We start from the raw sequence: 25,916 nt of genomic DNA, 5'->3' as shown, positions 1-25,916 counted from the left end.
GAGGGGTGGCCGCGCGCGCGACGGGTAGCCGCGCGCACGAGGGGTAGCCGTGCGCTTGAGAGGTAGCGGCGCGCGGCTACCTCTCGGGCGCAGCGCCACCTCTCGAGCGCGGACCCCGCGCGGACAGGCGCGAGCGCATGCGCATGCGCATGCGCCGGATGCGGCCGGTCAGTCGATGAGGCGGGCGCCCGGCACCGGGCCGGTCACCTTGACCGCCGTGAGCTGCGCGGCCGAGAGGCTCGCCTGCACCTCGATCGCCGACTCGATGCTGTCGCAGAGGAAGGCGACGGTCGGGCCCGACCCCGAGACGATGCCGGCGAGCGCACCGGAGCGCTCCCCCAGCTCGAGCGTGCCCGCGAGCCGCGGCATGAGCCGCAGCGCCGGCGCTTGCAAGTCGTTCTGCAGCACCTCCGCGAGCATCGACGGGTCACCCGCCCGCAGCGCCTGCAGCACTCGCGCATCCACGGTCGGCACGTCGTGGGCGGGCGCGATGTCGGCGGCGTGGAGCGCCCGGTGCTCGTCGAGCGCGCGGTAGACGTCGGGGGTCGACAGCCCCGCCTCGGTGTAGGCGAGCACCCAGTGGAACTGCCCGCGGGCGAGCGCGGGCGTGAGCCGGTCGCCGCGACCGGTGCCGACGGCGGTGCCGCCGGCGAGCGCGAACGGCACGTCGGCACCGAGCTCCCTGGCGATGTCGTGCAGCGCCTCGCGGCCCAGGTGCAGGCCCCACAGCTCGTCGCACGCGACGAGGGTCGCCGCGGCGTCGGCCGAGCCGCCGCCCATCCCGCCGGCGATCGGCACGTGCTTCTCGATCGACAGCGAGACGCCGCCGGTGACGCGGCCGCGACGCGCGAGCGCCATCGCCGCGCGGATCGCCAGGTTGTCGGCACCGGTCGAGAGGTGCTCGTGCGGCACCGGCCCCGAGAAGCGCACCGAGAAGTCGTCGGCCTCGGTCGCCTCGACGAACTCGTGCAGGCTCACGGCCTGGTAGGCGCTCGCGACGTCGTGGTAGCCGTCGTCTTGCAGCGCACCCACGCCCAGGTGCACGTTGATCTTGCCGGGCGCCTTCGCCCGCACCGTGCTCCTCCGACTGCCCTGCGCCACGGCATCCAACCTAGTGCGCTCGCGAGGCGCTTCCTGCGCGCCCGGCGCTACCCTCCCCCCATGGCGCACGAGATCATGTTCGATCCGGCGGATCCGGTGCTCGCCCGGGTGCGGGCGATCGCCCTCGCGCTGCCGGGCGCGCAGGAGAAGGTCTCGCACGGCCGGCCGGCGTTCTTCACGACGAAGGTGTTCGCCTACTACGCCGGCACGACGAAGGAGGAGCACGTCTCGGGCATCCATCCGCAGCGCCTGAGCGTGCTGCTCGAGCCCGACGAGCGGCTCGCGATGCTCGAGGAGGGCGCGATCGCGCCCGCCTACCTGGGGCCCTACGGATGGATCGCGGTCGAGCTCGAGGACGCCGACTGGGCGCGCGTCGCCGAGCTCATCGACGCGTCGTTCCGCGTGACGGCGCCGAAGCGGCTGGTCGCGGAGCTCGACGCGCGGTCGCGCTGAGCCGGATCGGCTGAGGCCGACCCGCGGCCCCGGATGAGCGGCGCCGGATCAGCGCGCGACGGCCGCGAAGATCGCCGCGATCTCGTCCTTCGCCGCCTCCATCGCCGCCGCATCCGACAGCCGCTCGATCGTGAGGTTGACGGGTGTGCCCGACCGGTTGGGCTGCTGCGCCGCGGCCGCGAGCCGGGTGCCGTCGCCCAGCCGCCAGCGCACGACCGGCTGCGCCGCCGCGAGGTTCTCGCCGTGCGAAGCGCCGTAGCGGGACTCGATCTCGGCGCGCACGGCGGCGAGCGCCGCCAGCCGCTCCCCCGGCACGGTGCGCGTCTGCGACACCGAGAACGTGCCGTCGGCCTGCTGGCCCGGGAGCCTGCCCTTGCGATCCTGCTCGAAGTCGACGGTGATGCCCTGCGACCACCACGGGTCGACGGCGTGCTCGGCGACGAGCCAGTCGGCGATCTGCCGGTGGCTCCACTCGAGCGCGCCGGCCGCCTGGAGCAGGTCGCGCCACTCCACGTGCGAGCGGCCGGTCGCCGCGCGCATCGCCTCGGCACCCATGTTGCGGTCGATGCGGTCGACCATCAGGCGTCCGCTGCAGATGCGGGCGTGTCGGGCGCATCGGCCGCCTCGGCGATGCGGATGAAGTCGTCGAGGTCGAGCGCCTCGCCGCGGAGCGTCGGCTCGACGCCGGCGCGCTCGAGCACGGCGGTCGCCGCGCCGGACGACCCGAAGACGCCGGACAGCGCCTGCCGCAGCATCTTCCGCCGCTGGCCGAAGGCGCCGTCGATGACGCGGAACGTGCGGCGCCGGAGCGCCTCGTCGCCGCGCTCCGGGCCGCGCCGGAAGCCGACGAGCACGCTGTCGACGTTGGGCACCGGCCAGAAGATCTGGCGCGAGACCTCACCCTCGAGCGCCCACTGCCCCCACCAGGCGACCTTCGCGCTCGGCGAGCCGTAGACCTTCGATCCGGGCGGGGCGGCGAGCCGGTGCCCGACCTCCGCCTGCACCATCACGAGTGCCCGGTCGATCGTCGGGAAGCGCTCGAGCAGGTGGATGAGCACCGGCACCGAGACGTTGTACGGCAGGTTCGCGACGATCGCCTGCGGCTCGAAGGGCAGCGCCTCGATGGTGAGGGCGTCGTGGTGCACGACCTCGAGCCGCGCCTCCGGCTGCTTGCGCTCCACGGTCCGCGGCAGCAGCTCGGCGAGCCGTGGGTCGATCTCGACGGCCGCGACCCGCGCGCCGACCTCGGTCAGCCCGAGCGTGAGCGACCCGAGTCCCGGTCCGACCTCGACGACGTCACGGCCTGCGACATCCGCGGTCCTGACGATGCGCCGCACCGTGTTGGCGTCGACGACGAAGTTCTGGCCCCAGCGCTTCGTCGGCGTCAGCTCGAGCGTCAGCGCGAGCGCGCGGATCTCGGTCGGCCCGAGGAGCGCCTCGGCGCTGCGTCCACCCGGTCGCGCCTCGCCGGCCTGGCTGTCGATGCTCATCCATCGACCCTATGCCGCGCGCGCGGCGGGCGCGCCCAGCGGTCGCGGGCAGGATGCTGGGACCGGGGATGGAACGTGGCCGAATCGTGACCGACCGGGCGTGACCTCGACCCGACACTGGACATGTCAGAGCGTGCGGGGAGACCGCCCGCCAGAGAGGACACCGCCGTGCGCCGATCCGAGAGCCACTCGCTCACCGCCATCGCTCCCGCCGGCGCGCCGAGCGCCCGGTCGCGTCGGATGCTCGCCCTCGTCGCGCTCGCCGGCTCCGCCGCGCTGCTGGCAGCGTGCGCGTCGCCGGGCACCTCGCCCACCACCGCGCCGCCAGAGCCGAGCGCTGCCGGCGACACCGGAGCCGCGCCCGTCGCGCTCGCCGAGGACCAGCTCCAGGCCGAGGGCCTCTTCGACGAGGTGAGCAGCGAGGGCTACGCCGTGCGCTGGCTGGAGGCGGGCGAGTCGATCGCCGTTGTCATCGGCGGCTCGGGCGGGGGCGGCGAGTGCATCCCGCAGCCGCACGCGGCCGAGCTCGGAGCGGTGGGCGCTGCCGTCGTCGTGTCCTTCGACCCGCCGGACGCGGCGATCGCCTGCACCGCCGACTACCGCCTGCACGGCTGGGAGCTCGCCCTCCCCATGAGCGTGCCCGTCGACCTGCCCACCGTGGTGGAGCTCGTGAACCTCCGCGGAGAGGAGGAGACCACCGAGGTTCGGATCGGTGCCGACGACCTCCTCGACGCGGGGCCGACCGCCGACCCGCAGCCGTCGCTCATCCCGGAGCCGTCGGCCGAGGGCGCGGCGCCCTCGCCCATCCCGCCCGACCAGCTGCCCGAGGCCGACGTCACGATGCAGGACGCGCAGGTGCGCTGGATCGAGCCGGGACGGCGGCTCGCGGTGATCCTGGGCGGCTCGGGCGTCGCCGAGTGCGTGCCGACGCCCGTCGCCGCGCGCACCACGGGCATCAGCGCCATCGCCGTCTCGTTCGAGTTCCCGAGCGAACCGATGGACTGCAGCGCCGACTTCCACCTCTACGGCTGGCAGTTCGAGCTCGAGGAGCCCGTCTCCGGCACGCTGCCAGCTGAGGTGACGGTGACGGGCACGACCGCTGCCGACAGCTCGACGGTGCTCGCCCTGCAGCCCGACGACCTGCTCAGCGCGCCGTAGCCATCAGTCCCAGGTGCCGTACGCGCGCAGCGTGTTGGCAGCGGTCTCGGCCGCGATCACGTCGGCCTCGACGCCGAGGCGGTCGGCGATGAAGCGCACCGTGAGCGGCGTGAGGTAGGGGCTGTTCGGCCGGCCGCGGTGCGGCGCGGGCGTGAGGAACGGCGCATCCGTCTCGACGAGGATCCGGCTGCGGTCGGCGACCGCGAGCGCCGCGTGCAGGTTCTTCGCGTTGGAGAACGTGACGGTGCCCGCGAACGACAGGTACCAGCCGTGCTCGGCTGCGATCCGCGCGAGGTGCTCGTCGCCGGAGAAGCAGTGGAAGACGGTGGTCTCGGGCGCGCCGACGCGCAGGAGCGTCTCGACCACGTCGTCGTGCGCGTCGCGGTCGTGGATCTGCAGCGCGATGCCGTGGCGCTTCGCGATGTCGATGTGCGCCTCGAACGACTCGAACTGGGCGCGCCGCCCGTCGTCGGCGGTGCGGAAGAAGTCGAGCCCCGTCTCGCCGACTGCGCGCACGCGGGGCTGCGCGGCGAGCGCGTCGATCGTGGCGAGCGCGTCGAAGAGCGTGTCGGCGTCGGCGTAGCCCGGCGCCTCGTTCGGGTGGATCGCGACGGCGGCGAGCACGCGCGGGTCCTGCGCCGCGAGCGCGGCCGACCACTCCGACGATTCGACGTCGCCGCCCACCTGGATGACGCCGGCGACCCCCGCCTGCTCGGCCGCGTCGAGCGCCGCCCAATAGGGGAAGTGCTCGCCGTCCTTGATCTCGAGGTGCGTGTGGTTGTCGTAGATCGGCACCCCGAGCGGCTCGGGCACGGGCGGCCGGGTCGTGTCGCGCTTGCCGTCGTCGTGCCGCTCGCGGATGTACTCCCCACCAGGGAGGGTCGTCTCGCGAGGACCCTCGGAGAGCGGGTAGGCGGCGCTGTCGAAGGGGGCGGTCCCGTCGTGGCTTGCAGGCATGGCCACCAGCCTACGAGCGCTCCGCCCAGGCCGATGCCGAGTCCCCGTCCAGGTTCTCCGATGGATCCGATGCCAGCATGGCCGGTGCAACGACCCGTCTGGAGGCCTCCCGGCATGCTGAGACTGCTCGCCCTGCCCGTCGCTCTCGCGGCGGTGCTCGCCTCGAGCGGGTGCGCAGCCGGTGACCGCGGAGGCGAGTCGACGGCGCCGGGGACGACGCCCGCAGAGGCTCCGGAGGCGTACCAGTCGCCGTCCGGCGAGGCTCCGGCGGGAGGCGATGGCGCGACGGGCGACCCGACGGAGTCCGCCGAGCCCGGCACCTCCCCGCCCGCGGCGATGAGCTCGACGGCCCCGACCCCGAGCGGCGATCCGGGCACGCCCGGCCTGCCCGAGGACAGCGGAGCATCCGTCGACGACGTCCTGCGGCTCGGCGCGGTCGCGACGTGGATCGAGCGGCCCGTGCTCATCGCGCTGTCGCTGCCCGCGACCGCCAGCTGCTGGGCGTTCGCCGGGGCGCCGGAGGCCGAGTCGACGACCCGGATCGTCGTCAGCGTCGAGGTGCCGACAACGTGCGAGGCGCCGGATGGCGCGCGCACCTACGCGATCCCGGTGCCACCGGGGATCGACGCGAGCGCCGAGGTGGAGCTCGCGGTGGTGGGCCTCGAGCACGAGTTGACGCTGACGCTGCCCGGGCGGTAGCGGCGCCGGGCGGCAGCGCAGAACAGACCAACAAGTGCACCGTTCTGCGCTTGAAGCGCTTCCAGAACAGCGGTTGGGTGCAACGTCTCGCTGATCGGCGCCGCGCCGACGCGCGCGAGACCCGCCGGCCTTGCGTCAGTGCGCGAGCCGCGCGAGCGCCTCATCGAGACGCTCGAAGTCCTCGTCCATGCCGCCGTCGATCCCGGAGGCCACCATCGCATCGCAGTCGGCTGCCGACGCGTACGTCGACGTGATCTCGAGCGAGCTGCGGCCGTCGGGCAGGTCGCGGAACTCCAGCACCTCGAGCGTCGGCCGGCCGGGCTCCGCCTGGAACTCCCACGTGTGCACGATGCGACCCTGCACCACCTCGTGGTACGAGCCCCAGAAGCGCCAGTCGCCGCCCATCTCAACCGTGTAGTCGAAGCGGCCGCCGGTGCGCGGCTCGAAGTGCTCGATGCGCAGGCGCGAGCCGCGTGGGCCCATCCACTGCGCGAAGATCTCGGCGGTCGTGTGCGCGAGCTGCACCGCCGCGGCGGATGCGTCGAACTCGCGGCGGTGGACGATCGACTGCGACCCGATGCGCTCGTGGCTGGTGGTGGCCATGCGGTGACACTACGCGCCGCTCGTGATGATCTCGATACGCGGCCGGGCTCCGCCCGGCTGCTACTCGATCAGCGGGTGATGCCCGGCTGCTACTCGATCAGCGAAAGTGTCGGTCAGGCCGCGGGCTGCGCCTGCTCGATGCGCGGGAAGAGCGGCGGCACCGTCGTGACGCGGCCCGTGCCCTCCCAGCGGTGCGCCTCGCGGATCGGCTGCGCGAGCACGTCGCCCTCGCCGCCGACGGCCGCCCAGAGCTTCTGCGCCGACTCGGGCATGACGGGCGCGAGCAGCACCGCGACGGCGCCGATGCCGTGCACGTTCGAGGCGAGCACCGCCGCGAGCCGGTCGCGCTGCGCGTCGTCCTTCGCGAGCACCCACGGCGCCTGCTCGGTGATGTAGCCGTTCAGCCGCTCGACGATCGCCATCGCGGCGTCGACCGACTCGTCGATCGCGAAGCGGTCGATCGCCTCGTCGGCGCGACGCACGGCATCCGCCACGATCGTCTGGATGTCGTCGTCGATGGCGACCGCGGGCACGACACCGTCGCAGTACTTGTGCACCATCGCGATGACGCGGCTCGCGAGGTTGCCGAGGCCGTTGGCGAGCTCGGAGTGGTACCGCGCGTCGAGGTCCTCCCACGAGAACGACCCGTCGGAGCCGAACGCGATCGCCGACATGAAGTAGTAGCGGAACGCGTCGACGCCGAAGACCTCGGTGATCTGGCGCGGCTCGATGCCGGTCGCCTTCGACTTCGACATCTTCTCGCCGCCGACGAGCAGCCAGCCGTGGCCGAAGACGTGCTCCGAGATCTCGAGCCCCGCCGCCATCTGCATGGCCGGCCAGATGACCGCGTGGAAGCGGGCGATGTCCTTGCCGACGATGTGGGTCGCCGGCCAGCGGCGGGCGAAGCGCTCCTCGTCGACGCCGTAGCCGTTGGCGGTGATGTAGTTGAGCAGCGCCTCGAACCAGACGTAGACGACGTGCGTCTCGTCCCACGGCACCTTGATGCCCCAGTCGAAGGTGTTGCGGCTGATCGACAGGTCGTTGAGGCCCTGCTTCACGAACTGCCGCACCTCGTTGCGCACGTGCTCGGGCTGCACGTAGTCGGGGCGCTCGTCGTAGAGCGCGAGGAGGCGGTCGCCGAACTCCGACAGCTTGAAGAAGTAGTTCGCCTCGCGCACCGTCTCGATCGGGCGGGAGTGGATGGCGCAGACCAGCTGCCCCTCGAACTCGCCCGTGCCCGGCACGAGGTCGTTCGGCGTCTTGTACTCCTCGCAGCCGACGCAGTACTGGCCCTCGAACTCGCCGTGGTAGATGTACCCGGCCTCCTTGAGGCGCTCGAGGAAGATGCGCACGCCCGCCTTGTGCCGCTCGTCCGTCGTGCGGATGAAGTCGTCGTTCGCGATGTTCAGCAGCTCGAGCTGCGGGATCCAGGCGGTCTCGACCAGCCGGTCGGTCCACTCCTGCGGGCTCACGCCGTTCGCGGCGGCGGTGCGCATGATCTTCTGGCCGTGCTCGTCGGTGCCGGTGAGCATCCACGTGTCGTCGCCCCGCTGCCGGTGCCAGCGGGCGAGCACATCGGTCGCGACCTCGTTGTAGGCGTGCCCGATGTGCGGCACGTCGTTGACGTAGTAGATCGGCGTCGTGACGGTGAAGCGCTCGGGCATGGGGTCCAGTCTAGGCGCGCGGCACCACGGCGGCCGAGCGTGTGACGCCCGGCGTCAGGCGGTCGTCGGATTCGCGAGCGCGGCCTGGTAGAGCGCGTTCCGCGGGTGCCCGGTCGCCTCGGCGACCTCCGCCGCGGCCTCCTTCAGCCGCATCCCGCCGGCCTTGAGCCGCAGCACCTGCTCGACCGCGGCGTCGAGATCGGCGAGCACGGGCACGGCCCCCTCGATGACGATGACGATCTCGCCCTTCACCCCAGCCTTGGCCCAGTCGACGAGCTCGGCGGCGGTGCCGCGGCGCACCTCCTCGAAGCGCTTCGTCAGCTCGCGGCAGACGGCGATGCGGCGGTCAGGCATCGCGCGGGCGATCGCCTCGATCGAGTCGGCGAGGCGGTGCGGTGCCTCGAACAGCACGAGGGTGCGCTCCTCGCGGGCGACGGAGGCGAGCATCCGGTCGCGCTCCCCCGCCTTGCGCGGCAGGAAGCCGTCGAACGCGAACCGGTCGGTCGGCAGGCCCGACAGGGCGAGCGCCGTGAGCACCGCGGAGGGGCCCGGGAGGCACGTCACCGCGACGCCGGCGGCGACCGCGGCCTGCACGAGCCGGAACCCTGGGTCGCTCACGGTCGGCATGCCGGCATCGGTGAGCACGAGCACGTCCTCGGCGCGGGCGCGCTCGACGAGGGCGGGCGAGGCGGCCTCCTCGTTGTGCTCGTGGAGGGCGACGAGCTGCGGCTGCGCCTCGAGGCCCAGGGCACGGATGAGCTGTCGGGCCGTGCGGGTGTCCTCGGCGGCGATGATCGGGGCCGTGGTGAGCGCCTCGCGCAGCCGGCCGCTCGCGTCGCCCAGGTTGCCGATGGGCGTCGCGCCGAGGATGATCACGCGGTCGAGGGTATCCCGCGGCTGCGGAAGCATCTCTGCGGTCCAGCCCGCGCTCCACGTGCGCTCGATCGGGCTGAGCCGGTCGCCGACCGGCATGGCCGCCTCACACCGCGCTCAGCCCGATCGAGCGCGCGCCCGGCGGGCTCGTCCGGGCGAGCAGTGCGAGAATCGGGCCCGTGACCCTGCCCCGCACCGCCGATGACGCCGACGGCGGAGGCGGCGAGCCGCGCGACGCGGAGCTCGGCGCGACGGCGACGGCGGTGACGGCTCCAGCACCGTCGCGCGCCGGCTCCCCGCGGCTCGCGCGCCTCACCGACGCGTACGGGTCGCTCGAGCGGCGCCTGACCGAGCCTCGCATCCGGCGGCGCATCGAGATCGCCGCGCCCGTCGCCATCCTCGGCCTCGCCGCGATCGCGCGGCTCGTCGGCCTCGGCAACCCGCACCTGCTCATCTTCGACGAGACCTACTACGTCAAGGAGGGCTGGTCGACCTGGCAGCTCGGCTACGAGGGCGAGTGGGCCGAGGGCGCGAACGAGCGCTTCGAGGCGGGCGACCCGGGCGCGCTGTCGACGGAGGCCGACTACGTCGTGCACCCGCCGCTCGGCAAGTGGATCATCGGCATGGCGATGGCCGTGTTCGGCATGGGCGACCCGTTCTGGTGGCGGCTGCCGAGCGCGCTCGCCGGCATCGCACTCGTGGGCCTCACCTACGCGGTCGCGCGCGGCCTGCTGCGATCGGTCGCGTTCGCCTCGCTCGCCGGCTTCTGGATGGCCATCGACGGGTTCGCGATCGTCATGAGCCGCACCGCGCTGCTCGACGGCATCCTCGCGGTCTTCGTGCTCGCCAGCGCGGGCGCGCTGCTGCTCGACCGGCGCGGCTCCCCCACGCGCACCGTGCGGGCGCTCGCCGCCCGGCGCGGCCGCTTCGGCGCCGCGCTCTGGAACCGGCCGTGGATCATCGTCGCGGGCGTGCTGCTGGGCGCGGGCTGCGCGACGAAGTGGTCGGGCGGCGCCTTCCTCGCCGTGTTCGGGCTCTGGATCGTCGTGATGGAGGCGCTCGATCGGCGGCGCGCGGGCTACCGGCATCCGTGGCTCGGCACCCTGCTGACGCAGGCACCGGCGAGCTTCGTGCTGCTCGTCCTGCCGGCGCTCGTCGTCTACGTCGCGAGCTACGCCGGCTGGTTCGACGGGGGCTGGGGCAGCCAGGTCATGCTCGAGCGGGCCGACCTGCGCTGGGGCGGGATGCTCGCGTGGGTGCCGCTCGGACTGCAGTCGCTGTGGGCGTACCACGCCCAGCAGCTCGGCTTCCACGTCGGGCTCACGAACGACCACGCCTACCAGTCGCCCGCGATCCAGTGGCTCTGGTTGGGACGCCCGACCGGCTTCAAGATGGTCACCGTCGAGGACGGCAGCTGGTGGATCACCGCAGTGCCGAACCTGCTCGTCTGGTACGCCGGCGTGCTCGCGCTCGGCTTCCTGCTCTTCCACCTCGGCCGCACGCTCGACCGCCGCGCCGCCCTCCTGCTGCTCGCCGTCGCGGCCGGCTACGTGCCGTGGCTCCTCTTCCCCGACCGCACGATCTTCTTCTTCTACGCGATCGTCTTCCTGCCGTTCCTCGTCATCGGCCTCGCCTTCGCGCTGCAGCAGCTCGTCGCGCTGCGCTCCCCCGCACGGGTCGCGGTCGGCGCGGATGCGCCCACCGCCCTCGACGCGGACCTGGCGGCCGCGATCCCGCCCGTCCCCGGCACGGACGCCGCCGCTCGGGCCACGGCCTCCGAGCCCGTCGACGACGTCGAGTGGCGGGCGGCCGCGTGGTCGATCGTCGCGCTGCTGGTCGTGACGAGCGTCCTCGTCGCCGCCTGGTACCTGCCGGTCTGGTACGGCATCCCGCTGCCGGACGGGCTGATGCGGCTGCGGTTCTGGCCGCCCAGCTGGCCCTGACGCCGGCTCAGTAGGGCTGCGGCAGCTCGCAGACGAAGCCCTCGCAGCGGTAGGCGGCGGGTGCGGTCTTGCCCTCGAGCAGCGCGAAGCCCGCGGCCGCGAGCTCGGCCGCCTGCTCGGGGGTCGCGACGAACGCGCCCGGCTCTCGGCGCAGCTCCTCCGGCGGATCGCCGATGAGCACGAGCGTGCGCGGCGGCTCTGCGATGCGAGCGGCGACGCGGAGCATCGCGGGACCCGCGATGGGGTTGCGGATGGCCAGGCGCGCGTCGAGGAGGCGAGCCGCCCGGTCGAGGTGGTCGGCGTCGCCGCTGAGCGCGAAGAGCGCGTGCAGGGCGCCCGCGAGGGCGGCCTGCCCCGAGGGTGCGTCGCCGTCGGCGTCGGGACCGAGCTGCAGCGCCGGTCCCTGCGCCGACGTGGCGGCCGGGTCGGGTGCCGCGTCGAGGATCGCGCGCGCGGCGATCGCCCAGCGCGCCTCGCCGGTCGCAGCGGTGAGCGCGAGCAGGCCGCTCGCGAGGCAGCCGGCGTCGGCCGCGGTCGCTCGCGCGGCGGAGGGCTGGCCGTCGAGGCTCGCGTGCACGAGCGCGGCGGGGTCGGCGGCGTGGTGCGCGAGCAGGTGCTCGGCGGCGCCGCGGGCGAGCTCGAGGGCGGCGCGGTCGCCGTCGCGCAGCGCGCGCACCGCGAGCGCCTCGATCGCGAGGCCGTTCGCGGCGGTGACGACCAGTCGGTCGAGCGGCGGCCGCTCGACGCCCGCCTCCGCCGGCGCGAGGTGCCAGCCGCCCTCCACCCTCCGCCCGTCGACGGTGGACTCCGCGTCCTCCGCCACCGCGAAGGCGCCGCCCGGCAGCCGCAGGACGTCACCGAGGAAGCCGACGAGGCCGCTCGCGACGGACTCCCGGCCCAGCAGCGTCGCGACGTGCAGCAGCTGCGCGTTGTCGACGAGCATCCGCTCGAAGTGCGGCACCGACCAGTCGCGCTGCGTCGCGTAGCGGAAGAAGCCGCCGTCGCGGCCTCGGAGGTGCGAGTAGCCGCCCGCGGCGACGACCGCGTCGTCGCCCGCGGCCGCGTCGAGCAGCCGACCGGCGAGCTGCGGATCGACGTCGACGAGTGCGAGCAGCAGCGGTGCCTGCGGGAACTTCTGCCCGGTGCCGAGGCCGCCGTGCTCCGGGTCCTCCGCGCGGGCGACCGCAGCGAGCGCCGCGCGCGCTGCCGCCGCGTCGGGCGCGTCCCCGTCGACGGCGGCCGACTCGCGCAGCGCCTGCTGCACCTGCTCGGCGGTGCCGACCACGGCATCCGGCTGCGTGCGCCACGCCTCGCCGATCGCGCCCAACACGTCGCGGAAGCCCGGGATGCCCTGCCTCGCGGCAGGCGGGAAGTACGTGCCGGCGTAGAACGGCAGGCCGTCGGGCGTGAGGAACACGCTGAGCGGCCAGCCGAGCTGCCGGGTGAAGGCCGACGCGGCGCCCATGAGTGCGGCGTCGACGTCGGGCCGCTCCTCGCGGTCGACCTTCACGGCGACGAAGCCGTCGCGCAGCAGCGCGCCCACCGCGGGGTCGGCGAAGGACTCGCGCGCCATCACGTGGCACCAGTGGCACGTCGCGTAGCCGACCGAGGCGAAGACCGGCACGCCCCGCTCGCGGGCCTCGGCGAACGCGTCGTCGCCCCATTCGCGCCAGTCCACGGGGTTGTCGGCATGCAGTCGGAGGTAGTCGCTCGTCGCTTCGGCGAGCCGGTTGTCGGCGGGTCGCTCCATGCACTCGACGGTACTCGCGCCGCCTGGCGGCGAGCAGGGCGGCGGCGGCGTGCTGGCATGCGAGGCTCGACGGCATGGATGTGCAGCGCAGGACCGAGCCGAGCCGGATCGTCGCCGTGCCGATCGAGCACCCGACGGTGCCGCACGTCGACGCGATCGTGGAGGTGCCGGATGCGGCGTGGGCGAGCGTCGTGCTGCTGCACGGCGCCGGCGGGTCGGCGACGCATCCGTGGATGGAGGGCGCCGCGCGCGGGCTCGTCGGCGAGGGCGTCGCGGTCCTGCGAGCGAGCTTCCCCAACGCGCAGGCGGGCAAGCGCCAGCCGGAGCGAGCGCCGAGCGCGATCGCGACGTGGCACGCGGTGATGGCTGCCGCCAGGGACCTGCTCCCTCATGAGCCGTGGGCGGGCGGCAAGTCGTTCGGCGGCCGGATGGCTGCCGCGGCGATCGCGGAGGGCATGCCCGCCGCGGGCCTGCTCTACCTGGGATACCCGCTGCACGCGCCGGGCAAGCCGGAGCGGGTGCGCGACGAGCACCTCCAGGGGATCCGCCTTCGGCAGCGGTTCCTGCAGGGCACGAACGACCCGTTCCAGTCGGGCGACCTGCTCGACCGGCTCGTCGAGCGGCTGCCCGACGGGCGCGTCGACTGGGTCACCGGCGGCGATCACTCGTTGCTGATCGCGGGCGGCGACCGCGATTCCGAACGGGTGGCGGAGGCGCTCGGGCCACGGATCGCCGCGCTGCTGCGCTGGTCGAGCCGCACCGCACCTCGGCCTCACCAGTGACCGCCTGGCGGGCGTCAGCGGTACGGCACGCGCGGTCGGCGCATCCGATGCCAGTGCACGCACGGCTGGGTCGATCCACGCCGAACGCCCGCGCACGGCGGCATGCCCTCGGGCGGCTCGGCCTCGAGCACGATGGTGCGGCCGTCGAGCTCGAGCTCGCGGCTCGTCGACCAGAGGTGCCACGCGGGCTGCACTGCGTTGCCCAGCACCTCGCAGTCGCAGTAGCCACCGCTCGCCTCGAGGCGCCGCTCGAGCTGCGTCGCCCGGGGCGCGACGAGATCGCGGTAGTGCGCGGCGAAGCGCAGGTCGCCGTCGCAGTCGTACCGCTCGAGCACGCGGTCGAGGTAGCAGGCGAGGCACTCCCCCGGGTTGGGCGCGAGCCAGGCGTCGAGGAGGCTGCGCACGTAGGACTCGGCATCGTCGGTGATCGATCGCTCCATGCGGCGCACGATGGCACGGCGCGCGCGGCGTGCGTGCGGCACATCCGCCGGCCTGTGCACAGCCGCCGAGCGGAGCAGAGCGCGGGCCGACCCGTGCGCCCGAGCCGGATGGAACCGATAGCGGCTGATGGACCCAGGATCTCGGGTCCAGGATCCGGAATGGGGTCCGCGAGCGCGCCGAGTCGCGCCGAAGCGGGGGCGCGGGGCGCCATCTGCTTTGCTGACCGCATGCGCGCATGGTCGAAGCAAGAGCTCCACATCGCGATCACCGCCGAGCGGGCCGCGGGCGACGGCGTCGCGGTGCTCGCCGGACGGATCGCCGCGCCGCGGGATCCGCGCCCCTGACGCGACTCGACCCGCTCCCGCCGACCCGACCCGCTGTGCGGGGTCGAGTCGGCGAGAACGGGTCGAGTCGAGCGGCGGGGCCGGGCTCGGGTCAGCTGACCTCTGCCGGGTCGGCCGACACGCGGCCGGCGGTGCCCTGGTCGAGCGCGTCGATCGCGGCGAGGTCCTCCGCGGTCAGCTGCACGGCCGCGGCGGCGAGGTTCTCGTCCATGCGCTCGCGGCGGTTCGACTTCGGGAACACGATCCGGCCGGACTGCAGGTGCCACGCGATCGTCGCCTGCGCCCACGAGATGCCGTGGCGCTCGGCGATCTCGCCGATGACGGTCGACGCGTAGTCGACCTTGCCCTGGCCGAGCGGTCCCCAGGCCTCGATCCGGATGTCGTGCTCGGATGCGAGCGCGGTCGTCGCGCGCTGCTGGAACTGTGGGTGCAGCTCGATCTGGTCGATCGCGGGCACGATGCCGGTCTCGAGGATCTCCGGCAGGTAGCGCTCGTCGAAGTTCGAGACGCCGATCGACGTCGTCAGGCCCTCGTCGCGCAGCGCGCCGAGCGTCTGCCAGGTCTCCACGGCGCTGCCGGCCGACGGCGTCGGCCAGTGGATGAGGTAGAGGTCGACGCGATCGAGCCCGAGCTTCTCGAGGCTCTCGCCGAGCGCGGCGCGCGCCTCGGCCTCGCCGCGGCGGTCGTTCCAGAGCTTCGTGGTGATGAAGAGCTCGTCGCGCGGGATGCCGCTCGCGGCGATCGCGCGGCCGACACCCTCCTCGTTGCGGTAGATCGCCGCCGTGTCGATGTGGCGGTAGCCGGCCTCGAAGGCGTCGAGCACGATGCGCTCGGTCTCGGCCGGGTCGACCTTGAAGACGCCGAAGCCGAGCTGCGGGATCGAGCGTCCGTCGTTCAGCTGCAGGGTGGGGATGGTGGCAGAGGTCATGCGGTCTCCTCGATGTCGGATGTGTCCTCGGGCAGTGCGGCCTGGTCGACGCCGTCGACATGGCGCTCGTCGTGGCCGACGTACTCCGAGAGGGGGCGGATGAGCGAGTTGTTGGCGCGCTGCTCGATGATGTGCGCCGTCCAGCCGGTCACGCGCGCGGCGACGAACAGCGGCGTGAAGATCGGCACGTCGAAGCCGATGAGCGCGTAGGCGGGGCCCGATGGGAAGTCGAGGTTGGGCTTGATGGGCTTCCGGTCGGCCATCGCCTGCTCGAGCGCGGTGTACATCTCGAGCGTCTCGGGCGAGCCGTAGTGGTCCGCGAGCCGCTCGAGGGCGGCGCGCATCGTCGGCACGCGCGAGTCGCCGTTCTTGTAGACGCGGTGGCCGAAGCCCATGATCTTGCGCTTCTCGTCGAGCGCGGTCTGCATCCACGCATCGGCCTTCGACGGCTCACCGACCTCCTGGAAGACCTCCATCACGGCCTCGTTCGCGCCGCCGTGCAGGTGGCCCTTGAGCGCGCCGATGGCCGCGGTGACGGCCGAGTACAGGTCGGCGAGCGTCGAGGTGACGACGCGGGCGGTGAAGGTGGATGCGTTGAACGAGTGCTCGGCGTAGAGCACCATCGACTGGTTGAACGCCTCGACGACGACCGGGTCGGCCTCCTCGCCGAACGCCATCCAGAGGAAGTTCGCGGCGTAGTCGAGGTCGTCGCGCGGCTCGACCAGCTCCTTGCCGTTGCGCCGGCGCTGCTCGTACGCGACGATCGCCGGCAGCACCGCGAAGAGCGTGAAGGCCTTGTCGAGGTCGGCGGAGGGGTCGTCGGCCTTGGGGTCGTTGGCGCCCACGATGCTCACGGCCGTGCGCACGACGTCCATGGGGTGCGCGTGCGACGGCAGCACGTCCATCACGGACCGCACGTTGTCGGGCAGGGTGCGGAGCGACCGCTCCTTCGCGCGGGCCTCGGCGAGCTGCTCGCCGGTCGGCAGCTCGCCGTGCCAGAGCAGGTGGGCGACGGCCTCGAACGGCTGCGTCGCGAGCTCCTGCACCGGGTAGCCGCGGTAGAGGAGCGAGTTCGTGTCGGGGTTGACCTTCGAGATCTCGGTGGTGTCGGCGACGACGCCAGCGAGTCCCTTCTTGATGTCGGACTCGGCCATGGTGCTCCTCGATGAACAGGGGGTGCGGGGCGCCATCCGACTCTAGGGCACGGCTCCCTGGCGACCGCCCGAGCGCGTTCCGCCCAGCGCGCAACGCCGCAGCGCCCCGCCGCGTGGGCGGGGCGCTGCGGGCGGGGCGCGCCGTCGGAGCAGCGCGCTGCAGGGTGGCTCAGTCGTTGGAACCGGCCGAGGGCGCCGAGACCGGCGACTGCGGCGAGGCGGGCGCCGGGGCGGACGCCGCGCTCGGCGCGGAGTCGACCGCGGGCGCCGGGATCGGCGCGGCTGCCGGCGCGGACGCCGGGGCGGGAGCCTGCTGCTGCGCGGGGGCGGGCGCCGGTGCCGGCGCCGGCGCGGGTGCGGGCGCGGGCGCGGGCGCGGGGGCCGTCACCGCGGACGGAGCGGATGCGGCGGTCTGCGCCGCCGGCGAGGCGGCGGAGCGGGTGGCCGACGGCGCCACCGCCGACGCGGTCGCCGACGGGGCGTCGCTCGCCGACGCGGCCGAGATCACGGACGCGTGCTCCCCCGTCGTCTTGATCGCGACCGTGCCGCGCTCGAGCACGTCGCCGCGCACGGTGCTGCTCTCGAGCACGCGGCCCTCCGCGTCGCGCAGCTCGACCGCGTTGGCGATCCCGGCTGCGCTCGCGGCGATGGCGCCGAGACCGATCGTGCCGATGGTGCTGATGGCGATCCACTTCGTGTGCATGGTGTGCTCCTCCTGGTGCGCAGGGGGCCCGGGTGGCCGGCCCTTCGTCTGCCACCACTCTCGCCACGGCTCGTGAGCCTGGGAGGAGGGGTGCGTGAGAGGGCTCTCACCGCGGTCGACGACCCCGCCGCGACCGAGTCGCGCGCTGGAGCGCCTGCGTCAGCGGTGCCGGAAGCGCGGCTCCCGCTTCTCGCTGAACGCCGCCATGCCCTCCTGCTGGTCCTCGGTGTCGAAGAGCGCCGTGAAGTGCTCGGTCTCGAGCGCGATGCCCTCGGCGAGCGGCATCTCGAGCGCGGCGTCCATGGCCGCCTTCGCGGCGACGAGCGCCGGCAGCGACTTCGCGGCGATCGACGCGGCCATCTCCTGCGCCTCGTCGAGCAGCCGGTCGGCCGGCACGACGCGCGAGATCAGCCCGATGCGCTCCGCCTCCTCGGCGCCGACGCGGCGGCCGGTGAGGATGATCTCGGCCGCCTTCGGGTAGCCGAGCGCGCGCACGAGGCGCTGCGTGCCGCCGATGCCGGGGATGACCCCGAGCGAGAGCTCCGGCAGGCCGAACGTGGCCGAGTCGGCCGCCAGGATGATGTCGCACATGAGCGCGAGCTCGCAGCCGCCGCCGAGCGCGTAGCCCGACACCGCCGCGATCACGGGCTTCCGCACGGCGGCGAACGCCGCCCATCCGCCGAAGTGGCCGTCGGCCCGCATCTCGGCCGTCGACTTCGTCGCCATCTCCTTGATGTCGGCGCCCGCGGCGAACGCCCGCTCCGAGCCGGTGACCACGATCGCGCCGATGCCGTCGTCGCCGTCGAGCTCGGTCGCCGCGGCGACGACCTCTCGCATGAGCTGCACGTTCAGCGCGTTGAGGGCCTCGGGGCGGTCGAGGTGGATCCATGCGACCCGGTCGCGCCGCTCGACGCGGATCGTGCGGTAGCCGCCAGTGCCCTCGGTCGTGCTGGGCTCGTTCGTGCTGGGCTCGGTCATGCTGCCTCCTCTGGCAGGGCGAGGTCGCCGTCGGGCGCGGGTGCGAAGCAGGCCTCCACCATGGCATCCGGCACCTGCTCGATGGTGGCGGGCTGCCAGGAGGGGCTGCGGTCCTTGTCGACGAGCTGGGCGCGGATGCCCTCGGCGAAGTCGGGCAGCAGGCTCACGTGCGACGAGACCCGGTACTCCTGCTCGAGCGCCTGTTCGAGGGTGGGCAGCGCGGCGGCGCGGCGAAGGGCTGCGAGCGTCACGGTCAGCGCCGTCGGCGAGCGCGTGGCGATGGTGGCGGCGAGGGCAGCCCCGGGCTCCCCTGCCGCGGCGAGCCGCTCGAGGATCGTGCGCAGGTCGTCCCCCGCGAACGCATCGTCGACGAGCGCGCGGGCGGCGGCGAGCTCGCCGGTGGGCGGGCGGGTCGCGACCGCTGCGATCGCCGCGTCGGCGTCGGTCGTCTCGAGGGCCGCGAGCAGCTCCGGGATCCGCTCCTCCGGGACGAACGCATCCGAGAGTCCGAGCAGGATCGCGTCGGCCGTTCCGACGTGCTCACCGGTGAGCGCGACGCGGGTGCCGAGCTCGCCGGGGGCGCGGGTGAGCAGCCAGGTCGCGCCGACGTCCGGCACGAAGCCGATCGTCACCTCGGGGAAGCCGATGCGGGTGGACTCGGTGACGACGCGGTGGCGCGCGTGCGCCGAGATCCCGACGCCCCCGCCGAGCACGATGCCGTGCTGGATGGCGACGACCGGCGTCGACGACCGGGCGATCGCGGCGTTCAGCGCGTACTCGTCGCGCCAGAACGCGCGGGCGGCGGACCCACCGGTCGCGGTGACGTCGGCGCGCAGGCCGACGACATCGCCGCCGGCACAGAGGCCGCGCTCGCCGGCGCCGGTGATCGCGATGGTGCCGACGGCGGGGTCGCGCTGCGCGGCGGCCAGGGCTGCGGCGATGCCGCGCACCATGTCGTGCGTGAGCGCGTTGAGCGCCTCAGGCCGGTGCAGCTCGATGGTCGCGAGCCGGCCGCGGCGATCGGTGCGCACGTGCTCGGGCATGGCGCCAGCGTATGTCGTCTCGATTGTCAACGTCGCGGGTGGTCGCTCACGCGCCATATCGCCTTCAACGACCACCTGCGACGTTGAGGAATCAGTGGGCGCGCTCCGGCACCCGCCGGGCGCGCGTGTACTGCGGCGGCCACACCGACGCATCCGCGACCCCGTCGAGCTCGGCCTCGGCGCCGAGCGCCCAGTGCGGGTTGCGCATCCAGGCGCGCGCGAGCATCACCGCGTCGGCGTCGCCGTCGACGAGCACCGATTCGGCGTGCGCCGGGTCCTCGATGAGGCCGACGGCGTTCACCTTCGCGCCGGTCGCCGCGCGCACGTCGCGCGCGAACGGCACCTGGTAGCCGGGCTCGAGCGGGATCTCCTGGCGGGGGTCGAGCCCACCGGAGGAGAGGTCGAACCAGTCGGCGCCGGCCGCGATCGCCACGCGCACGTGCTCGACCGTCATGGCGGAGTCGATGCCGCCGTCGACCCAGTCGGATGCGCTGAGCCGCACCATGAGCGCGGCCTCCGGCACCGCCGCGCGCACGGCCTCGACCACGCGCTGCAGCAGCAGCGTGCGCAGACCGCCCTCGCCGACGCCCCACTCGTCGTCGCGCGCGTTGGACAGCGGCGAGAGGAACTGGTGCAGCAGGTAGCCGTGCGCCGCGTGCACCTCGACCGCCTCGAACCCCGCGTCGACCGCTCGACGGGCGGCGACGGCGAAGCGCTCCGGCAGCGCCGCGACCTCGTCGGCCGCGAGCGCGCGCGGCGCTGCGTAGCTGCCGAACGCTGCCGCGCCGGCGCTGACGGTCGGCCAGCCGCCCTGCTCGAGCGGCACCGAGCCGCGGCCGCTCCACTCGCGGTAGGTCGACGCCTTGCGGCCGGCGTGGGCGAGCTGCACGGCGGCCACGGCCCCGTGGGCGCGGATGCGCGCGGCGATCGGCGCGAGCGCCTCGGCCTGCGCGTCGTTCCAGATCCCGAGGTCCTGCGGAGAGATCCGGCCGATGGGCTCGATCGCAGCGGCCTCGGTCATCACGAGCCCGGCGCCGCCCCTCGCGAACGAGGTGAGGTGCTCGCGGTGCCAGTCGCTCGGCATGCCGTCCTGCTCCTCGCACGAGTACTGGCACATGGGCGACACCCACGCGCGGTTGCGCACCTCGACCGGACCGAGCTGCACGGGCGAGAACAGCACGCTCATCGGGGCTCCGCCCCGGGCACCTCGAAGTCGAAGACGCCCTCGTCGAAGGCGCTATAGGCGGCGTAGTCGTTGAGCTCGTAGAGCCGGGCGCGCGTCTGCATGCGCTCGACCGCGCCGTCGAGGGTGCCGGTGTCGCGCAGCCCCTGGAGCTCCCGCTCGATCGCGCCCATCGCGATGCGCAGCAGCGAGACCGGGTGGATCGCGATGTTGACGCCCACGTCCTGCAGCTGCTGGTGGGTGAAGAGCGCGCTCTTGCCGAACTCCGTCATGTTGGCGAGGATCGGCACCTGCACGGCCTCGCGGATCGCCGCGAACTCCTCGAGCGAGGCCATCGCCTCCGGGAAGATCGCATCGGCGCCCGCGGCCTCCAGCGCCTTCGCGCGGTCCTTCGCCGCGTCAAGACCCCGGACCCCGCGGATGTCGGTGCGGGCCATGATGACGAGGTCGGCATCGCGGCGGGCCGAGACGGCGGCGGCGATGCGCTGCACCGCCCGGTCGAGCGACACGACCTCCTTTCCGTCGAGGTGCCCGCAGCGCTTGGGGTTGACCTGGTCCTCGAGGTGCAGGCCGGAGACGCCCGCGTCCTCGAGCTCGTGCACGGCGCGCGCGACGTTCATCGCCTCGCCGAAGCCGGTGTCGGCGTCGATGAGGGTCGGCAGGTCGGTCATGCGCGAGATCTCGCGGCCGCGCTGCGCGACCTCGGTGAGGGTCGTCAGGCCGATGTCGGGCAGCCCCAGCTCGGCCGCCATCACGGCGCCCGAGATGTAGACGCCCTCGAAGCCCAGCTGCTGGATGAGCGGCGCGGTCAGCGGCGTGAACGCGCCCGGGAAGCGCTGCAGCGTGCCGGAGGCGAGCCCCGCCCGCAGCGCCTGCCGCTTCTCGGAGGGGGTGACCGTCGTCGAGAGCACTAGAACAGGCCCTTCGTGGTGCCCTGGTCGACGGTGCCGGCCGGCGCGTAGACGGTGAGCTGGCGCACCTCGTCGACGCTCAGCTCGGGCAGCCGCTCGACGAGCGCGAGGAAGCGGTCGATCTCGGCGTCCTCGACGATGCCCTGCGCGAGCGTGCGCAGCTTCGACACGTACTCGGCGCGGCCGAAGGGCCGTGCACCGGCGGGGTGCGCATCCGCGACCGAGATCTCCTGCTCGATCACCTCGCCGGAGGTGAGCGTGATGACGATGCGGCCGCCGAACGCCTTCTTGTCGGGGTCCGGGTCGTGGTAGCGCTCGGTCCAGATCGGGTCCTCGACGGTCGTGATCTTGTTCCACAGCGCGACCGTGTCCGGCCGGCCGGCGCGCTGGGGCGCGTAGGAGTCGACGTGGTGCCAGCCGCCGTCCTGCAGGGCGACCGCGACGATGTACGGGATGGAGTGGTCGAGCGTCTCGCGCGAAGCGGTCGGGTCGTACTTCTGCGGGTCGTTCGCGCCCGAGCCGATCACGAAGTGCGTGTGGTGGCTCGTGTGCAGCACGATCGACTCGATGCCCTCCGGGTCGCGCAGCTCGGGCCGCTCGGCCGAGAGCCGGCGGGCGAGGTCGATCCAGGCCTGCGCCTGGTACTCGGCGGAGTGCTCCTTCGTGTACGTGTCGAGGATGCCGCGCTTGGGCTCGCCCGGCGCGGGCAGCGGCACGCTGTACGAGCCCTCCCAGCCGTCGAGCAGCTGCGCGATCACGCCGTCCTCGCCCTCGTAGATCGGCACAGGGCTCGTCTGCCCGCGCATCGCGCGGTCGACCGACTCGACCGCCATCTTCCCGGCGAACGCCGGGGCGTGCGCCTTCCAGGTGGAGATCTCGCCCTTGCGCGACTGGCGGGTGGCGGTCGTCGTGTGCAGCGCCTGGCCCACCGCCTGGAAGATCGTCTCGGCGTCGAGGCCGAGCATCGTGCCGATGCCGGCGGCGGCCGACGGGCCGAGGTGCGCGACGTGGTCGATCTTGTGCTTGTGGAGGCTGATCGCGCGCACGAGGTCGACCTGGATCTCGTAGCCGGTCGCGAGGCCGCGCACGAGCGCGTGCCCGTCGCAGCCGACGTGCTGCGCGACGGCAAGGATCGGCGGGATGTTGTCGCCCGGGTGCGAGTACTCGGCGGCCAAGAAGGTGTCGTGGTAGTCGAGCTCGCGCACGGCGACGCCGTTCGCCCAGGCCGCCCACTCCGGGCTGACGCGGTCCTCGATGCCGAACACCGCGGCGCCGGGCGTGTAGGGGTGGCGCTGCGCCTGCTCGCGCGCCGAGACGACCGGCGGCCGGTTGAGGCTCGCGATCGCGACGGAGGCGTTGTCGATGATGCGGTTGGCGATCATCTCCAGGACGTCGGCCTCCACCTCCACCGGGTCGACCGCGACCTGCGCGATCCTCCAGGCGAGCTGCTCCTCGCGGGGCAGGTTCTCGGCGCTCTTGTGGGCTCTCACGTCATGGTGCTGCATGCGCTCGAGCCTAGCCCGGAGCGGTCGGGCACCAGCCGTTGCCCGATCGTTACGCCGCTCCCGGGTGACGTCCGGATTCGCGGCGGGCCGACCGTTGAGAATGGCTCGAGGACGCGTCGCCGCGTCCCTCCCCTCCGTGAAAGGCACCGCCATGACCTCCGCCCGTCGCTCCGTGCTCGTCGGCGTCACCGCGCTCGCCCTGCTGACCGGCTGCACGCCGACGCCGGCTGCGCCGTCCGCGACGCCGACGCCGAGCGCGACGCCGACGCCGAGCGCGACGCCGTCGCCGAGCGCGACGCCGACGCCGACGCCGACGCCGAGCGAGACGCCGTCGCCCACGCCCGCCGCGTCGGCGACTCCTCCGGCCTCCGCCTCCGCGACGTGGCCGCGCTGCGCCGACGGCGTCGTCAGGGATCCGGAGGCCGGCTACACCGTGAGCTGGAACGTCGACACCTACGAGGAGCAGATCGCCGCATCGGATCCGCGCACCGGGTTCGAGCCGGAGGGGCTGCTCGACTCGGACGGCGTGCTCTGCTCGGTCGTCTACGACCACCCCGTCGACGGACCCGGAGCGGGTGTCGGCCGGTTCTCCACCGCCATCGTGCGCGATGCCGACCTGGTTGCCTCGGTGCAGGCGTGGGCGGCCGAGCACGGCTACGAGCCCCTGGAGTCGGGCGGCGAGACGACGGAGTACGTGCTCGGCGCAGAGGACGACATCTACGACGCCCGGCTGCACGCGTACGTCCTCGGCGACCCGACGTACGGCACCGCGGAGCTCGAGAACTTCGAGCGGCGGTCCGGGCTCGACCTCGAGCCCACGGACGTGGTGCTGACCCACGTCGCCTTCGAGACGGAGCAGTAGCGAGGGAGGTCGTAGCGAGTTGAACTCGTAGCGACCCGAGGCGACGTCCGCGCGATCGGGCCTGCCGCACGCGCTCCCGTCGGCGTACGATCGGCGCTGACCCTCGAGGAAGAGGCGGCCATGGCTCGGTCGAGCGCCCGCGCATCCCGGTTCCGCCGCTCCCTCGCGGCCATCGCCATTGCATCCGCCGCCGCAGCGTCCCTCGCCGGGTGCATGAGCGGCGGAGCGCCCGACCGGACCGACGTCGGCGCCACGGCCGCGCCCGCGACGCCGATCGGCGAACCGGGTCCGGAGGCGCGATGCGGGGACGGCGTCTACACCGAGGGCGACCCAAAGCTCGAGCCGTCCACCGACGCGCTGCACGCGGGCTTCGCGGTGCCGGATGCGCTCGCCGGCTTCGACGTGCTGTGCACGCTCAGCTGGCGGGCGCTGATGAACGACTGCGAGATGACGTTCTCGCGCGCCTACCTCGACGGCGGCGAGGCGGGCGCGCGGCGGTCGGAGATCGACGAGGCGCTCGTCGCGTGGTCGACGTCGCACGGTCTCGAGCAGACGGAGATCGGCATGTTCGACGACACGCGCAGCTACGGCATCGAGGTCGACCCGGCCGACGGTGCCCTGTCGACGGTGCTCCGGTGGGATGCGGTCAGCCGCTACGAGGGCGCCGACGAGGTGCAGCGCCACGCGGACCACGCCGGCATCCCGCTGGACGGGGCCGACGTGGTCGTCGCCTGGAGCGTGTGCCCGGCGCTGCAGGGTTGGGAGACACCGCCGGCAGGAGGCTGAGGGGCTAGGCGCTGCCGACGAGCCGCGCGAACACGACGTAGTTGTTCGGGTAGGGGCTCGACGAGTCCTCGCCCTTGTGGCACGTGATGAGCCGCAGCTCGGCGTCCGCGACCGGGTAGTAGACCGCGCGGGTCGGGAACGAGTCCTTCGCGAAGGTCTCCATGCTGTAGACCTCGAAGACCGCGACGGATCCGTCCTCGCGCGTGACCCGCACCTCGTCGCCCTCGACGAGCCGCGGGAGGTCGTAGAAGACGCCGCTGTCGTCGGTGGTGGAGTTGACCTGGCCGAGCAGCACGGATGCGCCGCGCTCGCCGGGTGTCGGCGAGCCGTCGTACCAGCTGCCGGGCGAGCCCTCCTCGCCGGGCGGCACCTCGAGGGCGCCGTCCTCGCGGATGCCCGTGTGGATCAGCGAAGCGTCGAGCCCGATGGTGGGGATCTGCACGCTGACGGGTGCCGATGCCTCGAGCACCAGCGGGTCGGATGCCGGAGCCGCGCTGGGCGTCTCGGCGGTGGGCGCCTCGGTGGCCGGGGCGCTCGAGGCTGCGGGTGCCGCGGTCGGTGCCTGCTCGCCGCTGCCCGCGCTGCAGGCGGTGAGGGCGGTGAGGGCGACCACGAGGGCCGCCGCCCCCGCCGTGAGGCGGAGACGACGGCCCTTGTTGTGCTCGATCATGAGATCGATCAGTTGTCGCGGACCACGCGACGACGGACGACGTACACGCCGGCAGCCGTCATGAGCGCGAGCGTGCCACCCAGGGCGACAGCGCCGAGGGCGGAGCCCTCCGTGCCAGCGGCAGCGACGGTCGTGACGTCGGTGTCGACGCCACCGGCCGGCGCGACCTCGAGGACGCCGCACAGCGCGGGCGACGTCGCGGCGAGCGGGAGCTCGGGGACGAGGTCGCTCGGGCTGGTGCCGGCCTCAGGCTGGCCGGCCGGGTCGAGGCCGTGCACGACGACGACGGCGGTGCCGTCAGCGAGCGAGTCGAGGGTGGCCTGGTCGAGGTCGAACGTCTCCTCGTAGGCGATGGTGTCGCCCGACGGCGCAGCCGCCAGGTCGAGGCCGCCCGCGGGGGTCTTGTCCGCGTCGCCCACGGAGAGCGTCGTGCCGATGTCGCCGTAGAACGGGCCACCCTCGGTGGTGCTGATGATGCCGTCACCGTTGGTGTCCGCGTCGTCGCTCGGGCACAGGCCCTGCGCGGCGATGTGGATGTGCTGCACGTGCGGGTACGGCGCGCCGTCGAACTCTGCCGCGAGGCCGGAGGCGTTGATCGTGACCGTGGCCGACGTGCCCTCGAGCTCGATCCATGCCTCGCCGGTCGCGCCGCTGCTGTTGAGCTCGTCGAGCATCGCGGAGTACGACTCCGCGTGATCGGCAGCCATCGCCGGCGCCGTGCTCAGCGCGACCATGCCCAGCCCGAGCGCCGGAGCGACGAGCAGGAGTGCTGATTTCTTCATGGGATGTCCTCTTCCTTGAAGTGTCGGGCCCAGGTGGTTGTGCCCTCTTCCTGCGAGGGGTTCGAGGCAGAGGCTCGGACGGATTGGATGGATCCGGGCCGCATCCGCTCCGTGTGATCCGATCGTGACCAATCCCGATGCGCTGCGGCGCCG

General features: G+C 73.6%; 26 protein-coding genes. 7 read left to right on the top strand and 19 right to left on the bottom strand.

The window, feature by feature from the left end:
* Window positions 1-168: 168 nt before the first annotated feature.
* The gene (locus EDD26_RS08375) at window positions 169-1,101 is read right to left on the bottom strand and encodes a 4-(cytidine 5'-diphospho)-2-C-methyl-D-erythritol kinase (RefSeq protein ID WP_123697300.1); all 933 of its coding nucleotides are present in this window, start codon (window positions 1,099-1,101) and stop codon (window positions 169-171) included.
* 60 nt (window positions 1,102-1,161) lie between these two features.
* On the opposite strand from EDD26_RS08375, the gene EDD26_RS08370 reads away from it, so the two are divergent.
* Window positions 1,162-1,554, top strand: a complete 393-nt coding sequence (locus EDD26_RS08370; RefSeq protein ID WP_123697299.1) for an MmcQ/YjbR family DNA-binding protein — start codon at window positions 1,162-1,164, stop codon at window positions 1,552-1,554.
* Between the two features lie 48 nt (window positions 1,555-1,602).
* On the opposite strand, the gene EDD26_RS08365 is transcribed toward EDD26_RS08370, so the two are convergent.
* On the bottom strand, window positions 1,603-2,133 hold the full coding sequence (locus EDD26_RS08365) for a hypothetical protein (protein WP_123697298.1): 531 nt from the start codon (window positions 2,131-2,133) through the stop codon (window positions 1,603-1,605).
* Entirely contained in the window at window positions 2,133-3,044 is a 912-nt protein-coding gene (gene rsmA / locus EDD26_RS08360) for a 16S rRNA (adenine(1518)-N(6)/adenine(1519)-N(6))-dimethyltransferase RsmA (protein ID WP_123697297.1), read from the bottom strand. Before rsmA ends, EDD26_RS08365 begins: the two co-directional genes overlap by 1 nt.
* 168 nt (window positions 3,045-3,212) lie before the next feature.
* Between rsmA and EDD26_RS08355 the strand changes: the two genes are divergently transcribed.
* Window positions 3,213-4,202 carry a hypothetical protein gene (locus tag EDD26_RS08355; protein ID WP_123697296.1) on the top strand — a complete coding sequence of 330 codons (990 nt, stop codon included), beginning with the start codon at window positions 3,213-3,215 and terminating at the stop codon, window positions 4,200-4,202.
* Window positions 4,203-4,205: 3 nt separating this feature from the next.
* On the opposite strand, the gene EDD26_RS08350 is transcribed toward EDD26_RS08355, so the two are convergent.
* Complete coding sequence (locus EDD26_RS08350) at window positions 4,206-5,159, bottom strand: TatD family hydrolase (protein ID WP_123697295.1); 954 nt, start codon at window positions 5,157-5,159, stop codon at window positions 4,206-4,208.
* 114 nt (window positions 5,160-5,273) lie between these two features.
* On the opposite strand from EDD26_RS08350, the gene EDD26_RS08345 reads away from it, so the two are divergent.
* Complete coding sequence (locus EDD26_RS08345; RefSeq protein WP_123697294.1) at window positions 5,274-5,858, top strand: hypothetical protein; 585 nt, start codon at window positions 5,274-5,276, stop codon at window positions 5,856-5,858.
* Window positions 5,859-5,993: 135 nt separating this feature from the next.
* On the opposite strand, the gene EDD26_RS08340 is transcribed toward EDD26_RS08345, so the two are convergent.
* From EDD26_RS08340 to rsmI, 3 genes are all read right to left on the bottom strand, one after another.
* Window positions 5,994-6,461, bottom strand: a complete 468-nt coding sequence (locus tag EDD26_RS08340; protein WP_123697293.1) for an SRPBCC domain-containing protein — start codon at window positions 6,459-6,461, stop codon at window positions 5,994-5,996.
* Between the two features lie 113 nt (window positions 6,462-6,574).
* Window positions 6,575-8,125, bottom strand: a complete 1,551-nt coding sequence (metG, locus tag EDD26_RS08335; RefSeq protein WP_123697292.1) for a methionine--tRNA ligase — start codon at window positions 8,123-8,125, stop codon at window positions 6,575-6,577.
* 54 nt (window positions 8,126-8,179) lie between these two features.
* Window positions 8,180-9,001: a 16S rRNA (cytidine(1402)-2'-O)-methyltransferase gene (rsmI, locus tag EDD26_RS08330; protein ID WP_123698499.1), complete on the bottom strand. Its 822-nt coding sequence runs from the start codon at window positions 8,999-9,001 to the stop codon at window positions 8,180-8,182.
* Window positions 9,002-9,177: 176 nt separating this feature from the next.
* Here rsmI and EDD26_RS08325 point away from each other — a divergent pair, with 176 nt between their 5' ends.
* Entirely contained in the window at window positions 9,178-10,941 is a 1,764-nt protein-coding gene (locus tag EDD26_RS08325; RefSeq protein WP_123697291.1) for a dolichyl-phosphate-mannose--protein mannosyltransferase, read from the top strand.
* Window positions 10,942-10,948: 7 nt separating this feature from the next.
* Here the strand turns inward: EDD26_RS08325 and EDD26_RS08320 are convergent, their stop codons facing one another.
* A complete protein-coding gene (locus EDD26_RS08320) occupies window positions 10,949-12,691 on the bottom strand; it encodes a thioredoxin domain-containing protein (RefSeq protein WP_123697290.1) in 1,743 nt (580 codons plus the stop codon).
* A gap of 74 nt (window positions 12,692-12,765) precedes the next feature.
* Between EDD26_RS08320 and EDD26_RS08315 the strand changes: the two genes are divergently transcribed.
* On the top strand, window positions 12,766-13,473 hold the full coding sequence (locus EDD26_RS08315; RefSeq protein ID WP_123697289.1) for an alpha/beta hydrolase family protein: 708 nt from the start codon (window positions 12,766-12,768) through the stop codon (window positions 13,471-13,473).
* 14 nt (window positions 13,474-13,487) lie between these two features.
* Here the strand turns inward: EDD26_RS08315 and EDD26_RS08310 are convergent, their stop codons facing one another.
* The 9 genes from EDD26_RS08310 to EDD26_RS08270 form a co-directional block, all read right to left on the bottom strand.
* Window positions 13,488-13,913: a DUF2695 domain-containing protein gene (locus tag EDD26_RS08310; protein WP_123697288.1), complete on the bottom strand. Its 426-nt coding sequence runs from the start codon at window positions 13,911-13,913 to the stop codon at window positions 13,488-13,490.
* A 436-nt stretch (window positions 13,914-14,349) separates the two neighbouring features.
* Entirely contained in the window at window positions 14,350-15,186 is an 837-nt protein-coding gene (locus EDD26_RS08305) for an aldo/keto reductase (protein WP_123697287.1), read from the bottom strand.
* Window positions 15,183-16,340, bottom strand: a complete 1,158-nt coding sequence (locus tag EDD26_RS08300) for a bifunctional 2-methylcitrate synthase/citrate synthase (RefSeq protein ID WP_123697286.1) — start codon at window positions 16,338-16,340, stop codon at window positions 15,183-15,185. The genes EDD26_RS08305 and EDD26_RS08300 overlap by 4 nt, the downstream gene beginning before the upstream one ends.
* Before the next feature lie 169 nt (window positions 16,341-16,509).
* The gene (locus tag EDD26_RS14855; protein WP_211333846.1) at window positions 16,510-17,043 is read right to left on the bottom strand and encodes a hypothetical protein; all 534 of its coding nucleotides are present in this window, start codon (window positions 17,041-17,043) and stop codon (window positions 16,510-16,512) included.
* A gap of 159 nt (window positions 17,044-17,202) precedes the next feature.
* On the bottom strand, window positions 17,203-18,021 hold the full coding sequence (locus tag EDD26_RS08290; protein ID WP_123697285.1) for an enoyl-CoA hydratase-related protein: 819 nt from the start codon (window positions 18,019-18,021) through the stop codon (window positions 17,203-17,205).
* Window positions 18,018-19,064 carry an enoyl-CoA hydratase/isomerase family protein gene (locus tag EDD26_RS08285; protein ID WP_123697284.1) on the bottom strand — a complete coding sequence of 349 codons (1,047 nt, stop codon included), beginning with the start codon at window positions 19,062-19,064 and terminating at the stop codon, window positions 18,018-18,020. Before EDD26_RS08285 ends, EDD26_RS08290 begins: the two co-directional genes overlap by 4 nt.
* Window positions 19,065-19,155: 91 nt before the next feature.
* Window positions 19,156-20,250, bottom strand: a complete 1,095-nt coding sequence (locus EDD26_RS08280; protein ID WP_123697283.1) for an oxidoreductase — start codon at window positions 20,248-20,250, stop codon at window positions 19,156-19,158.
* A complete protein-coding gene (prpB, locus tag EDD26_RS08275; RefSeq protein ID WP_123697282.1) occupies window positions 20,247-21,158 on the bottom strand; it encodes a methylisocitrate lyase in 912 nt (303 codons plus the stop codon). The genes EDD26_RS08280 and prpB overlap by 4 nt, the downstream gene beginning before the upstream one ends.
* Entirely contained in the window at window positions 21,158-22,663 is a 1,506-nt protein-coding gene (locus EDD26_RS08270; RefSeq protein WP_123697281.1) for an MmgE/PrpD family protein, read from the bottom strand. Before EDD26_RS08270 ends, prpB begins: the two co-directional genes overlap by 1 nt.
* 151 nt (window positions 22,664-22,814) lie before the next feature.
* Between EDD26_RS08270 and EDD26_RS08265 the strand changes: the two genes are divergently transcribed.
* Window positions 22,815-23,525 carry a hypothetical protein gene (locus EDD26_RS08265; protein WP_123697280.1) on the top strand — a complete coding sequence of 237 codons (711 nt, stop codon included), beginning with the start codon at window positions 22,815-22,817 and terminating at the stop codon, window positions 23,523-23,525.
* A gap of 213 nt (window positions 23,526-23,738) precedes the next feature.
* On the top strand, window positions 23,739-24,311 hold the full coding sequence (locus EDD26_RS08260; protein ID WP_123697279.1) for a hypothetical protein: 573 nt from the start codon (window positions 23,739-23,741) through the stop codon (window positions 24,309-24,311).
* A 4-nt stretch (window positions 24,312-24,315) separates the two neighbouring features.
* Here EDD26_RS08260 and EDD26_RS08255 read toward each other — a convergent pair whose 3' ends face one another.
* Complete coding sequence (locus EDD26_RS08255) at window positions 24,316-24,981, bottom strand: class F sortase (protein WP_123697278.1); 666 nt, start codon at window positions 24,979-24,981, stop codon at window positions 24,316-24,318.
* 8 nt (window positions 24,982-24,989) lie between these two features.
* Complete coding sequence (locus EDD26_RS08250) at window positions 24,990-25,763, bottom strand: hypothetical protein (protein WP_123697277.1); 774 nt, start codon at window positions 25,761-25,763, stop codon at window positions 24,990-24,992.
* Window positions 25,764-25,916: the final 153 nt, after the last annotated feature.

Origin of the sequence: Agrococcus jenensis, assembly GCF_003752465.1 — a bacterium.
GTDB classification, from domain to species: Bacteria; Actinomycetota; Actinomycetes; order Actinomycetales; family Microbacteriaceae; genus Agrococcus; species Agrococcus jenensis.
The sequence above is the reverse complement of the archived record's forward strand: the minus strand, read 5'-3'. Positions and strand labels throughout refer to the sequence as shown.